The 12,148-nt window shown below is 62.2% G+C and carries 11 protein-coding genes and 2 pseudogenes; 7 read left to right on the top strand and 6 right to left on the bottom strand.

Annotated elements, in window-relative coordinates; translation table 11 throughout:
- Window positions 1-22 precede the first annotated feature (22 nt).
- The 6 genes from B4400_RS00400 (at window position 23) to B4400_RS00375 (ending at window position 5,560) form a co-directional block, all read left to right on the top strand.
- Window positions 23-1,861, top strand: a complete 1,839-nt coding sequence (locus B4400_RS00400) for an acetolactate synthase large subunit (protein ID WP_078308912.1) — start codon at window positions 23-25, stop codon at window positions 1,859-1,861.
- The gene (ilvN, locus tag B4400_RS00395; RefSeq protein WP_078287463.1) at window positions 1,858-2,361 is read left to right on the top strand and encodes an acetolactate synthase small subunit; all 504 of its coding nucleotides are present in this window, start codon (window positions 1,858-1,860) and stop codon (window positions 2,359-2,361) included. The genes B4400_RS00400 and ilvN overlap by 4 nt, the downstream gene beginning before the upstream one ends.
- A 57-nt stretch (window positions 2,362-2,418) precedes the next feature.
- On the top strand, window positions 2,419-3,420 hold the full coding sequence (ilvC, locus tag B4400_RS00390) for a ketol-acid reductoisomerase (RefSeq protein WP_170914906.1): 1,002 nt from the start codon (window positions 2,419-2,421) through the stop codon (window positions 3,418-3,420).
- A 216-nt stretch (window positions 3,421-3,636) separates the two neighbouring features.
- Window positions 3,637-3,936, top strand: a complete 300-nt coding sequence (locus B4400_RS00385) for a WXG100 family type VII secretion target (protein WP_078308913.1) — start codon at window positions 3,637-3,639, stop codon at window positions 3,934-3,936.
- The gene (locus B4400_RS00380; RefSeq protein WP_078308914.1) at window positions 3,933-5,123 is read left to right on the top strand and encodes a hypothetical protein; all 1,191 of its coding nucleotides are present in this window, start codon (window positions 3,933-3,935) and stop codon (window positions 5,121-5,123) included. Before B4400_RS00385 ends, B4400_RS00380 begins: the two co-directional genes overlap by 4 nt.
- A 92-nt stretch (window positions 5,124-5,215) precedes the next feature.
- On the top strand, window positions 5,216-5,560 hold the full coding sequence (locus tag B4400_RS00375; RefSeq protein ID WP_286151095.1) for a hypothetical protein: 345 nt from the start codon (window positions 5,216-5,218) through the stop codon (window positions 5,558-5,560).
- A 120-nt stretch (window positions 5,561-5,680) separates the two neighbouring features.
- Here the strand turns inward: B4400_RS00375 and B4400_RS24775 are convergent.
- Window positions 5,681-5,856, bottom strand: a pseudogene (locus tag B4400_RS24775) (recombinase zinc ribbon domain-containing protein); the annotation flags it as partial.
- A gap of 128 nt (window positions 5,857-5,984) precedes the next feature.
- On the opposite strand from B4400_RS24775, the gene B4400_RS00370 reads away from it, so the two are divergent.
- On the top strand, window positions 5,985-6,416 hold the full coding sequence (locus B4400_RS00370) for a DUF2752 domain-containing protein (RefSeq protein ID WP_078308916.1): 432 nt from the start codon (window positions 5,985-5,987) through the stop codon (window positions 6,414-6,416).
- Window positions 6,417-6,420: 4 nt separating this feature from the next.
- Here the strand turns inward: B4400_RS00370 and B4400_RS00365 are convergent, their stop codons facing one another.
- The 5 genes and pseudogenes from B4400_RS00365 to B4400_RS00345 form a co-directional block, all read right to left on the bottom strand.
- The gene (locus B4400_RS00365) at window positions 6,421-7,467 is read right to left on the bottom strand and encodes an oxygenase MpaB family protein (RefSeq protein ID WP_078308917.1); all 1,047 of its coding nucleotides are present in this window, start codon (window positions 7,465-7,467) and stop codon (window positions 6,421-6,423) included.
- A gap of 128 nt (window positions 7,468-7,595) precedes the next feature.
- Window positions 7,596-8,561, bottom strand: coding sequence for an ArsR/SmtB family transcription factor (locus B4400_RS00360; RefSeq protein ID WP_078308918.1), 966 nt, complete (start codon window positions 8,559-8,561; stop codon window positions 7,596-7,598).
- Window positions 8,562-8,657: 96 nt separating this feature from the next.
- A complete protein-coding gene (locus tag B4400_RS25110; protein WP_502688367.1) occupies window positions 8,658-9,026 on the bottom strand; it encodes a cytochrome P450 in 369 nt (122 codons plus the stop codon).
- Window positions 9,027-9,828: 802 nt separating this feature from the next.
- Window positions 9,829-10,638: pseudogene (locus B4400_RS00350) on the bottom strand (AarF/UbiB family protein); the annotation flags it as partial.
- 51 nt (window positions 10,639-10,689) lie between these two features.
- Window positions 10,690-12,108 (bottom strand): ABC1 kinase family protein, encoded by a 1,419-nt coding sequence (locus tag B4400_RS00345; protein ID WP_078308921.1) that lies wholly within the window; start codon window positions 12,106-12,108, stop codon window positions 10,690-10,692.
- Window positions 12,109-12,148 lie beyond the last annotated feature (40 nt).

Below are 12,148 nucleotides of genomic sequence, written 5' to 3'. Positions count from 1 at the left end.
CACAACAAGAGGACAGACCACCATGAGCGCACCTGCAAAGCCCAAGCCGGCTTCGGCCCCGGGGCCGGCTCCGGAATCGAACACCGTCGCACCCCAGCGCGTCACCGGCGCGCAGTCGGTAGTGCGGTCGCTTGAGGAGCTTGGCGTCGAGGTCATCTTCGGCATTCCCGGTGGTGCGGTGCTGCCCGTGTACGACCCGCTGTACGACTCGGTCAAGGTCCGGCATGTCCTGGTGCGGCACGAGCAGGGTGGCGGGCACGCCGCCAGTGGGTACGCACATGCCAGCGGCAAGGTCGGCGTCATGATGGCCACCTCCGGCCCGGGTGCCACCAACTTGGTCACCCCGTTGGCCGATGCGCAGATGGACTCGATCCCCGTGGTCGCGATCACCGGGCAGGTGGGACGGGGCCTCATCGGCACCGACGCCTTCCAGGAAGCCGATATCTCCGGCATCACCATGCCGATCACCAAGCACAACTTCCTGGTGAACAACGCCGAGGACATCCCACGGATCATCGCCGAGGCCTTCTACATCGCCCAGAGCGGTCGACCCGGTGCGGTCCTGGTGGATATCCCCAAGGACATCCTGCAGGCGCAGACGACCTTCAGCTGGCCGCCGCAGATCTACCTGCCCGGCTACAAGCCCGTCACCAAGCCGCATGGCAAGCAGGTCCGTGAGGCGGTCCGGCTCATCGCCGCCGCCAAGCGTCCGGTGCTGTACGTCGGTGGCGGTGTCATCCGCGCGGACGCGGCACCGGAACTCAAGGAATTGGCCGAATTGACCGGCATCCCCGTCGTCACCACCCTTATGGCGCGCGGTGCATTCCCCGACAGCCACGAGCTGCACATGGGTATGCCCGGGATGCACGGCACCGTCGGCGCGGTGGCAGCACTGCAGCGCAGTGATCTGCTGATCACCCTGGGCGCGCGTTTCGATGACCGCGTCACCGGGCAGCTGGACTCGTTCGCGCCGGATGCCAAGGTGATTCACGCCGATATCGACCCCGCCGAGATCGGTAAGAACCGCCACGCCGATGTGCCGATTGTCGGGGACGTGAAGAACGTCATCGCCGAGCTGACCGAGGCTATCCGGAATGATCACGCGACCGGTGCGACCACCGATCTGTCCGAGTGGTGGGAGTACCTGTCGGGTATCCGCGCGACCTACCCGCTGGGCTACGACGCACAACACGATGGCAGCCTGGGCCCGGAGTTCGTCATCGAAACCCTGGGCAAGATCGCCGGACCCGACGCGGTCTACGTGGCAGGCGTTGGGCAGCACCAGATGTGGGCCGCACAGTTCATCAAGTACGAGAACCCGCGCACCTGGCTCAACTCCGGTGGCCTGGGCACGATGGGCTTCGCGGTGCCCGCAGCCATGGGCGCCAAGATGGCGCGGCCCGAGGCCGAGGTGTGGGCGATCGATGGTGACGGCTGCTTCCAGATGACCAACCAGGAGTTGGCCACCTGTGCCATCGAGGGTGTGCCCATCAAGGTGGCGCTCATCAACAACGGCAACCTGGGCATGGTGCGGCAGTGGCAGACCCTGTTCTACGACCAGCGCTACTCGCAGACCGACCTGGCGACACACTCGCGTCGCATCCCGGACTTCGTGAAGCTGGCTGAGGCGCTCGGTTGCGTCGGATTGCGTTGCGAGCGTGAAGAGGACGTGGCCAAGGTGATCGAAGAGGCGCGGGCCATCAATGATCGCCCGGTGGTCATCGACTTCATCGTCGGTGCCGACGCCCAGGTGTGGCCGATGGTCGCGGCCGGCACCAGTAATGACGAGATCCAGGCGGCCCGGGGCATCCGGCCGCTGTTCGATGATGATGAAACTGCGGAGCAGGAAGGGTCACGATGACCAGCACCCACACCCTGAGCGTTCTGGTCGAGGACCGTCCCGGTGTGCTCGCCCGTGTTTCGGCGTTGTTCTCGCGGCGCGGATTCAACATCGCGTCGCTGGCGGTGGGCCCGACCGAACTCAAAGGTATTTCGCGTATGACAATCGTCGTCACCGTCGACGATTTTCCGCTCGAGCAGGTCACCAAGCAGCTCAACAAGCTCATCAACGTGATCAAGATCGTCGAACAGGACGAGGAGAATTCGGTCGCCCGCGAGCTGATGCTCGTCAAGGTGCGGGCCGATGCGACGGTGCGCGCGCAGGTCATCGAGGTGGTGAACCTGTTCCGCGCCAAGGTCGTGGATGTGTCGCCGGAGTCGGTGACCATCGAGGCGACGGGCACCCAGTCCAAGCTGGATGCTCTGCTGCGGATGCTCGACCCGTACGGTATTCGGGAGATCGTGCAATCCGGCGTGGTCGCGCTGTCGCGTGGCCCGCGGTCCATCGCCGCCGCGAAGTAGCAGTCATAAAGACGTCAGAAGAAGAAGTAAGAAGGGAAAAGCACTGTGGCAGTTGAGATGTTCTACGACGATGATGCGGACCTCACCCTGATTCAGGGCCGCAAGGTCGGCGTCATCGGGTACGGCAGCCAGGGACACGCGCACTCGCTGAGCCTGCGCGACTCCGGCGTCCAGGTGAAGGTCGGTCTGCGCGAGGACTCCAAGTCGCGCGAGAAGGTCACCGAGCAGGGCCTCGAGGTCGATACCCCCGAAGCCGTCGCCAAGTGGGCCGACGTCATCATGATCCTGGCGCCCGACACCGCGCAGGCCCAGATCTTCACGAATGAGATTGAGCCGCATCTCAAGGACGGCGACGCGCTGTTCTTCGGTCACGGCCTGAACATCCACTTCGGTCTGATCAAGCCCCCGGCCAACGTCACCGTTGCCATGGTCGCCCCGAAGGGCCCCGGCCACCTGGTGCGTCGTCAGTTCGTCGATGGCAAGGGTGTTCCCGCGCTTATCGCCGTGCACCAGGACCCCAAGGGTGAGGGCCAGGCCCTCGCGCTGTCGTATGCCAAGGGCATCGGCGGCACCCGCGCCGGCGTCATCAAGACCGACTTCAAGGAAGAGACCGAGACCGACCTGTTCGGTGAGCAGGCCGTGCTCTGCGGTGGCACCGAGGAATTGGTCAAGACCGGATTCGACGTCATGGTCGAGGCCGGATACGCCCCCGAAATGGCGTACTTCGAGGTGCTGCACGAGCTCAAGCTGATCGTCGACCTCATGTACGAGGGCGGCATCGCGCGCATGAACTACTCGGTGTCCGACACCGCGGAGTTCGGTGGCTACCTGTCGGGTCCGCGCGTTATCGACGCGGGCACCAAGCAGCGGATGAAGGACATCCTCAAGGACATCCAGGACGGCACCTTCGTCAAGCGCCTCGTCGCCAACGTCGAGGGCGGCAACAAGGAACTTGAGGGCCTGCGCAAGGAGAACGCCGAGCACCCGATCGAGGTCACCGGCAAGAAGCTGCGCGACCTCATGAGCTGGGTGGATCGGCCGATCACCGAAACCGCCTAGTTTTTGTTTATCTGAACGCAAGGCCCCCGCACTCTACGGAGTGACGGGGGCCTTTGCGTTTTACGGGATGTTGGCGACCGATGGGAATGGGGTCCATCGAGTATCCAATTGCCCAGTGTTACTCCGGCGTCATCGGGTACCCCTACGGCCTGCTACTTCGGCCGCTCGCGCGGCTAGGATTGCTAGCTAACACTGCTTGACTGCCGGGGAGGTTCAATGGGTCTGAGTGTCGATCCCGATGACGTTGATGGTTTCGCTAAGACGGTGTGGCACGTCAGCGACAAGCTGGCCGCTCTGCGGATGGATTCAGTTCTCTTGCAAGGAGCCGGGGCCTGTGAGGGTACTGCCCTCATGTCGGGCCTTCGTGAGCACGCATTCGAGCAGCAAGAGCATGTGACCAACCATGCGCGGCGTCTGGATGGGTTGGTAGACGAGCTGAAACACGCTGCCGAAGAGTTCCGACGTACCGAGTCGCGTAATGCGTCGCGTCTCGATGACACCGGCAAGCAACTGTGAAGATTTCACAGGTCCGCAGCTGGCGCCTCAGCGATCTGACCGACACCGCTACAGGCTTGCGTAACGGGGCTTCTCAACTCGATGAGCATGCGTTGACGGTGATCAACGGCATGGAAGGTGTATCGACCAACTGGGATGGCGAAGCCCGAGACAGTTACGCGGTCAAGGTAAAAGACCACGGAGAAGAGTTCTTTCAGCGCAAGCAGCGGTGGAACAATGCCGCTGCCGTTCTCGATAAAGGCGCCCAGCAGATGGGACTGCTCCGCGACAAGATCCTTGAAACGGTCGACAACCCGAACTACCGAGGGGTCTACTCATTCGCTGACGATGGCGGCGTCACCTTGACCCCAGAATATGCAAAAACGCTCACCACCAAGGACGCCCAAGACAACGCTGAAGCAACGCGTAGCGGGCTAGAACATGCATTGCGTGCATTACTGGCAACCGCCGACGTGGCAGGACAGCAGTACGACTGGCAAGCGACGAACGCGCTTCGAGGCGACAAGGATTCGGATCGTCCATTTGTGCCGCAGATACCCGATCACCCGACGCCACCAACGTTCTCGAAAGACAACGCAAACAAGGATGGTTCGGGGCCGGATCAGTACGGCATCGACAAACCGGGATTCCTCGACAAGGCGGGATTGCAGGCAACGCGGGCATGGGCCGAAGGTCTCGTGGGTGGCGCCCGTGCAACTGGACAGCAGTACGCCCCCGATCTTCTCCAGCACTTCCTCGATGGTTCCGGTAAGCCTGCAACCGTTCCGGTGGACAACATGCTTCATGACATGTCGTGGTTCAAGCAGGACTCCACAGCGATGGCGCGGACCAACTTGGATTCGGCAATGCAGGCGATGCCGCGAGGATACGAGGGACCGGTCGCTTTCCAGAGTGGCTACGGATCGGTGGACGGAAACCGTGCCCGGCCCGACTGGTCAAAGAACACAGATTGGTTCGCCGCGCTGGGCTCGTTTAGTTACCAGACCAGCGGTGTGGCAGTGCCCAATGGCAACGGAACCTATGATGTGTCAACGCAAACCAGCATCTACGACTACTTCAATTTCGAGACCACAAACAAGAATCCGTGGCCGCAACCGTCGGATCTGAACAACCTGCACCGCGCAGGCTGGGCACAGAACTTCGAGACGTTCGGCACGTCAAGCCCGCAACGGAGCACTTGGCCATGACCATCCGCCGACTTTTTTCTTACGCAGCGAGCGTGTGCGCGCTCTTGCCAGCCGCTTGCGGTCCAGGGATTACAGACAAGGACAACAGTCCGGTGGCAGCCCTCAAAATCGAGGTCCCGGAATCCGCTAAACCTCTTGGCGGGTACCTCGATCCATATCGTGTCGAGTTCCTCATACCCAACGATCAATGGCGCAGCTACGTGGATAAGTACTACCCCGGAAAGCAGCTCTCAGAATTCGTCAACAAGACGGAATACGAGTATCCGTCAGCCTGCATTGCCGCGTTCCGCTCCGGTGTGCGGCTTGTCAAGTGGGTGACCGGCGACGAGATCCAGTATCTCGACACCGACCAGACAGCCCACCGTTCAGTGAGTGTCATTCCCGACTGCGAGCCGGGCAAGGCGTACGTGCGATGGAGCCTCGGCGACCCGAAGTAGCTGCGGGGTGCTGGACCGCTACCTTCGTGTCCTCTTAATTCATCGCATTTTCGCAGGTCAGCCGGACCGACAACGCATCCCTCCTGTTCTTAATCGAGATGAGGACGTACCTATATCGCAAACCTCGTCAGCGTCGGCGATTACGACTGTTCCATTGCCACACGTGACCTTGTATTGTGCTGAGGCGCAACGGGGTACCGGTCTTGCCGTCCCTTGCCGCCTTTTAGCTTGTACGCGGGCCTGCCGCAGACACCGCAGTAGATCACCCGCAGTAGTAGGGCAGAACTCCGTTTGGTCCCAGCGCGTGCCGGGAGTCAGCTCATTGGTGTTGCGGTGGATCGCGCCCCGTGTTTACGGCGGTGGCTACCGGCCACAGCTCTGCAAGTTGAGACGTCGCCTTTAGTCAGGTGGATACTGGAACTCGATGACCACCTCCCGTCCGTCCACCGTCGCCTCCCGACTGGTCGCCCCCGCCGCAGTGGCGGGCGTGACGGCAGCGGGATGCGCTGCAATCTGGTTCGGTGACCCGACAACGCCAGGGGGAGTACTCCCGGTGTGCCCTTTCAAGGCACTGACCGGTCTCGACTGTCCCGCGTGTGGCGGTTTGCGCATGGTCTATTCGGTGATGCACGGCGATGTACTCGGTGCGTTGCACTACAACGCGGTTGCGCTGGTGGCCCTGGGATTCCTCACGGTGTGCTTTGTCGCATGGACGCGTAGCCGCTGGCGAGGAGACTCCGGCTGGAATCCGCCGTGGCTGCGCGGATGGGTGCCGACGATCGTCGTGGTGGTGTTCGTGGCCTGGTTCGCCATCAGGCTGATTCCGATCGCACCGTTCACCGCACTGCGAGTGTGACGCCCTAGGCGGACCGCTCCGTAAGCTCGCGGGCGTTCTCTCCCAACGTAATACCGTCATCACCGATGAAGAGTCTCGAGATCTCGCGCGCCAGCGGCTCGAGTGTGAAGGGCACAAAGGCAGGCTGCGCAAGTCGCAGGAGCACCGCCAGTACCGGGTCCGCGATCCGGGGAATTCCCAAATGACGCCGCACCTTTGGCGGCACCACGGCAACAGAAGGCACGGCGGTGACGAGGGTAATCGCGGCGACCGCCGCCGCAGTCAGTCCGCCGAAGCCGCGCGCGTTTCTGATCACCGACAGGGCGAATCGCATGCCACCGGGCACAAATCCTTTCACCATCCGGTACTCGGATTCGATGGAGTCGTAGTAGGCCTCCACCTCCTCGGAGGTCACCGGCACGGTGTCCGGGTCGGCTCCCATGAGCTCGGCGAACGTCTTAACCTCTGAAAAGAATTGGTCGCGTTCGGCTTTGGGGAGGCGCCGGGGGATAAGTCGCCCCGGTGCGGGTGTGTTCTCGTAGATACGTAGCGCCGCATGCATGATCGTCACGTGCGCGAAGAGCACCAGTGCCGGCCCCTGCGCGTCGTAGGGCCGGTCGGTGCCGGGAATGACACCCTTCATGTTGCGGTGGTAGTGACGCAGGTGCGCGGCCAGGGCATCGGCGCTCGCGGTGTCGCCGAAGATGATCGGTATCGGCACTCCGGCCGTGCGCTGAATGCGTTTGACGGTGTCATCGAAGTCGACCTGGTTGCGCTTGCTCTTGGTGAACACCGGATCGTGGTTGATCTCGACGGCCTGTAATCCCTCATGACTGCCCTCCAGGAGCGCCGTCACCAGGACGATCATCGGTGCCACGGAGGGATGCAGAAAGACCTTCCAGGTCACCGAGTCGGGGCCGAAGTAACCGTAATCCGGGTGTCCGTCGGGGCCGGTGCGTTGACCGGCGGGGGTTGGCCCGTCACCGCGCCGCCAAATCCGGGCTTTGGCATCACCTCGAGGCGGCATACCCGCCGAGGATGGTGTCGTGGCGTGTGTAGCTGTGCTTGGCATCGTTGCCTCCCAGGGAGCGGTTCGCTTCCTCTTATTGGAGACGTTAACAACGTCAGTTGTCAACAGTAATGGGCGCAACTGTTATGGAAGTGGCTGCTGCATTGCAATCTCCGCCGGTGGTGCACCAGCTACCGGCGGTTCGCCCCGATCAGGTCCAGGCCCAAAGCGGTGGCCCAGTGAATGACTGCTTTGCCATCGCGGCGGCTGTGTACCAACCGTGCCTGCCGCAATGCCGACGTGTGCTCGGAGGCTGAGGCCGGGCTGATACCGAGATTGCGGGCGATGTCACCGGTGGTGTGCTCCTGACTCAGCACGCGCAATACTGCCGCTCGGGTCGCCCCGAGTATCGTTGCGAGCGAGTCAGATTCGGTGCCGATACCCATGGTGAGATCGATTGGTGCTGGGTATGCCAGGACCACCGGGCGGTCGCCAAGCTCACCGACTAGCGGCGGCCCCGCCCAGAAGACGCTTGGTGTCAGCACGAGGCCACGGCCGCGTAAGGCGATGGTGTGGCGCTGTGGACTGTCGATCTCCAGGCAATCGCCATTCCATCGTGCGCCGGGGATGATTTTGCTGAGAGCGGCCCGCACGCCGTGGCGCGCCATCATGCGCCCCTGCCTGACTAGTTCAATCTGATGATTCGCCTGGATATTGGGCCAGTAGGGTTCCAGCACCGCCCTGTAGGCGCTTCTTGTCGTGCGCCCCAACGCCACGTTGGCCTCGCGATTGCCTGCGATGGCGTGCCGGAGATAGTGCGGCGCACCGGTGCCTTCGGTGGGGCCGCGCCCGAAGACAGCCAATTCCGCATGCGCTTGTTGCCGAGTCAATTCCTGGACAGACTGCATGCCCTCATCGAAATTGTCGCCCAGCACCGTGGGGGACAATGACCACGAAAAGTGGCTCACCAGTGCCCGTCCCGGTGCGGCCGATATGGGGAATGCCGCCAGTGCGTGACAACGCCACCGCTCGCCCCACGGTGTACGAATACCGTGCCGCAGCGCTCGTGCCGCGAACTTCATCTCTAACAAAGGGGCGGGCATCGGCAAAAACCGCGTCAAAGCAAGGTCATTCGAGGTGAACATGAGTTGCAGCACGCTGGCCTACAACCCGCTGCGGACCGCTTTGACGAGCATTTCACCACAATATGCCCATACCTTTCGGTACACCCGCGAAATATCGCGCTGCGGTGCTTAGATATGGAACCGCATGGGAATGCTGAGTGGTCCGCGGATGGCGGGTGTATCTCGCCAGCTGACAGGACCGATGATCATCGGCCGGCGTGCCAGGATCTCGCGAATGGCCACCGCGGCCTCCAGCCTGGCCAGCGCTGAGCCCAAGCAGTGATGCGCCCCGTATCCGAAGGCCAGCGGTGGGGTGTTCTTGCGGTCTAGCCGGAATTCGGCGGGATTGGTGAACACCTGCGGATCGCGGTTTGCGGCCGCGATCGCGATGAGTACAGTCTGGCCCTCCAGGATCGTGTTCCCGGCGAGGCTATGGTCCCGGGTCGCTACGCGCGCGGTGCCCTGTACCGGGCCGTCGAGTCGCAGTAGTTCGGTGATGACTGCGGGGTCATCGGGGTCGACGTGATCGGCAAGCCGGGTTCCGTCGGCGCGCGCGGTGAGCAGCCGAAGCATGCTTGCCCCCAAGAGATTAGCCGTCGTCTCATGACCGGCTATCGCGATCATGAATGTCATGGTGACGACGTCTTCCAAAGACAGGTCGGTATCGGATGCGATCAGGCTGAGTAGGTCGTCACCGGGATGGGCTCGCCGATCCGCGGCCAGGGGTAGCAGCTCGGTAGCGAGGGTGGCCCCGGCCGCCGTGCCGGCCATGACGGTCTCGACGTCGGCGAAGGCGCCCAGCATCTGAATGATGATCGGCGATTCCTCGCGAAGGACGGCGGACGACGAGTCATCCAGGCCAAGCCATTCACCGATGATGGCGATCGGCAGCGGCAGGGCGATATCGGTCATGAAATCGAAAGATTCTCCTGCCAAGTGGTACTCGATGACATGAGCGGTGATGGACTCCACGCCGTCGCGTAGGCCGGCAATGAATCCGGGGGTAAACACGTCGCGGACCGCACCCCGGAGCTCGGTGTGGTCTGGTTCATCGGCAAAGAGCATGTTTCTGCCGAAGCTCGACAGATCGAGGTACTCGGGGGCTGCCGCGCGCATCTGGGGGCTGGCGAGTGGATCACTCGACCAGCCGGTGCCGCCCAGCACCTCGCGGGCCGAGTGATAGCCGAGAACCACCCAGGTGCCGGCGTTCTCGTCCCATACCACGTCACCACGGGCCCGGAGACTCTCGTAGTAGAGGTAGGGATCCCTTGAATCCCAGGGGATCCGCGGTGCGATGGGCTTAGCAGTGGTCATGATGATCCAATCCGAAGGGCAGGCCGCGGTCACGGACCCATGCGACATGCTGTTTACCTAGTGGGGAAACAGGTTCGGCGACACCGTCGAGATCGTCGAGTAGCGCGCGGGTGTGCGCGGTCCCGTTCAGCGTTGCCGACAGGGCGCTGATGTTCAGATTGATCCGGGCCAGGAAAATCAGGTCGCTGGGGATCGACATCTGATGCAGCGTTTGGAAATTGAGCAGGGATCGGGTGCCACTGTTGGACACTTCACGCGTGAATGTCACGGGTTGAGCGGCGCGGATGTCTTGCACGGTCGCCCCGAGCCATTCGAAAATGTCCTGTTCGGACAGCGGCGAATCGATCGCGAAGTAGCCGGCGTCGACCATGAGCTGACGCAAATCTCCCCGGCGTTCCTCGGCGGCCGCGCGAATCATCTGCACGAGCCGATAGCGCAAGATCTCGGGCACCACCTTGATGCAGCCGAAATCGACGAAGCCGACCGACCCGTCCATGCCGAATCGATAGTTGCCCGGATGTGGATCGGCATGAAACAGATTGGCATGCCGAAATGACCCGGTGCTGAAGCGCCAGATCGTCTCCACCCAAACATTTTTGAGGTCCTGATCGGCCAGCTGGGCCGCCGTCCAGTCCAATCCGTCCAGGTACGTCATGGTGAGTATCCGATTGCCGGAAGCTTCCGGGATCACCTCGGGTATCCGGATGAACGGATGGTCCCGGTATAGCTCCGCGAAGATCTGAATGTTGGTGGCCTCGTGCCGATAGTCCAACTCCTCGGAAATACGCGCGGCCACCGGCCAGGGGCATGGTGCGCCGGATGCGCCCTCGGGGGATTTCTTTGCCGCTCATAGCCGGACCTCTTCTTGCCCGCGACGATCAAGACCGAACGGCAACCCACGTTCACGTACCCACGCCACATGCCGAACACCCAGGGGGGTTTCGGGTTCGGCAACACCTGCCATGTCCGACAGGATCGCGCGAAGATTGACCGTCGCCTCGAGTCTCGTCATGGAAGAGGTAACACCCATGGTGATGCGGCTAAGCATGAACATGTCGGGCGGAATAGTCAGATGGCGCGATCCAGCGTCGGGGTTGGAGACGTTGACTGCGGCGAGAAATTCTTGCATCAGCTCGGGTGTGTATCTGACGGGTTGAGTCAGGGATAGTCCGGGACTGAAGTTGGTTATCCAGCGGTATGTCTCGTCGGCAGAAGCAGTGGAATCATCAGGCAGCACCCCGTATTCGACTGCCATCCGACGAAGGCCTGGTCTGTCGCCACTGAACATCGCCTGGCCCATCAATGTCCAGCCGTATCGCCGGAATTCCGGAAACTCTTTGACACAGCCGAAGTCGACGACGCCGATACTGCCATCTAAGCCAAAACGATAGTTGCCTGGATGTGGGTCGGCGTGATAGAGCGACGAGTGCTGAAAGGATCCATAGACAAAGCGCCATAAGGCTTCTGCCCAGGTGTCCTTCAGCTCTTGATCGGCGCTGTGCGCCTCATCCCAACCGATTCCGCCCACGAATGTCATGGTCAGCACTCGCTCGCCGGATGCTTCATCGACGAGCTCAGGTACCCGGATGAATGGGTGCTCGCAGTAGAGGTCGCTGAAAGCCCGAATGTTAGCGGCCTCATTGCGATAGTCGATTTCTTCACCGATCCGGTCTGCGATCTCGGCGGCAATGCCCCGCAGATCGGCTTGGCTGTAGATTCCGGCTGCGGACAGGGCCACCCGCAGGAACGTGGCGAGCAGCTCGGTGTTTGCAAGGTCGTCCCTAATAGCCTGTGCCACACCGGGATACTGGATCTTTACCGCGACCCGGCGCCCGTCGTGTAGCACCGCTTGATGGACCTGGCCGATGGATGCTGACGAGATCGGCTCATCATCGAACTCGGCAAAGAGCTCGTCGATGTTGCGGCCCAGGTCGTCTTGGAGTATCTGCCGGGCCAAGCCAGACTCCATTGGCGGTGATTGCGTCTGCAACTTCGTCAGAGCATGCGCATAGGGAGTCAAGAAGCCGCTGAGGCTCGTATCGAGAGTGGAGAAGATTTGGCCGGCTTTCATGAGGACGCCTTTGGAGTGTCCGAGTAGTTCTGTGTAGCGCTCGGCGGTGCGTTCATGGAAGCGGTCGATGGCTCCGGTGTCTCCGGCTTTTTCGCGGAGGCCCGCCACGAGTCGTCCGCCTGCGGCGCGGGCGGTGAAGCCCGCCAGCGGCATGGTGCGCCGGACCCTGCCTCTAGGCACTAGCTCTTCGGCCATGGCTGCCTCCTACCGGTGACCGGTCCCAGCTGTTAAAGTA

Origin of the sequence: Mycobacterium sp. D16Q13, from assembly GCF_002013375.1 — a bacterium.
Classification (GTDB): domain Bacteria; phylum Actinomycetota; class Actinomycetes; order Mycobacteriales; family Mycobacteriaceae; genus Mycobacterium.
Note: the sequence above shows the minus strand (reverse complement) of the source record. Positions and strands in the feature narration are given on the sequence as shown.

Excerpts from the sequence above, each read along its gene's own strand:
- B4400_RS00400 (WP_078308912.1), top strand. The coding sequence starts at position 23 with ATGAGCGCACCTGCAAAGCCCAAGCCGGCTTCGGCCCCGGGGCCGGCT.
- ilvN (WP_078287463.1), top strand. The coding sequence starts at position 1,858 with ATGACCAGCACCCACACCCTGAGCGTTCTGGTCGAGGACCGTCCCGGT.
- ilvC (WP_170914906.1), top strand. The coding sequence starts at position 2,419 with ATGTTCTACGACGATGATGCGGACCTCACCCTGATTCAGGGCCGCAAG.
- B4400_RS00385 (WP_078308913.1), top strand. The coding sequence starts at position 3,637 with ATGGGTCTGAGTGTCGATCCCGATGACGTTGATGGTTTCGCTAAGACG.
- B4400_RS00370 (WP_078308916.1), top strand. The coding sequence starts at position 5,985 with ATGACCACCTCCCGTCCGTCCACCGTCGCCTCCCGACTGGTCGCCCCC.
- B4400_RS00365 (WP_078308917.1), bottom strand. The coding sequence starts at position 7,467 with ATGCCAAGCACAGCTACACACGCCACGACACCATCCTCGGCGGGTATG.
- B4400_RS00345 (WP_078308921.1), bottom strand. The coding sequence starts at position 12,108 with ATGGCCGAAGAGCTAGTGCCTAGAGGCAGGGTCCGGCGCACCATGCCG.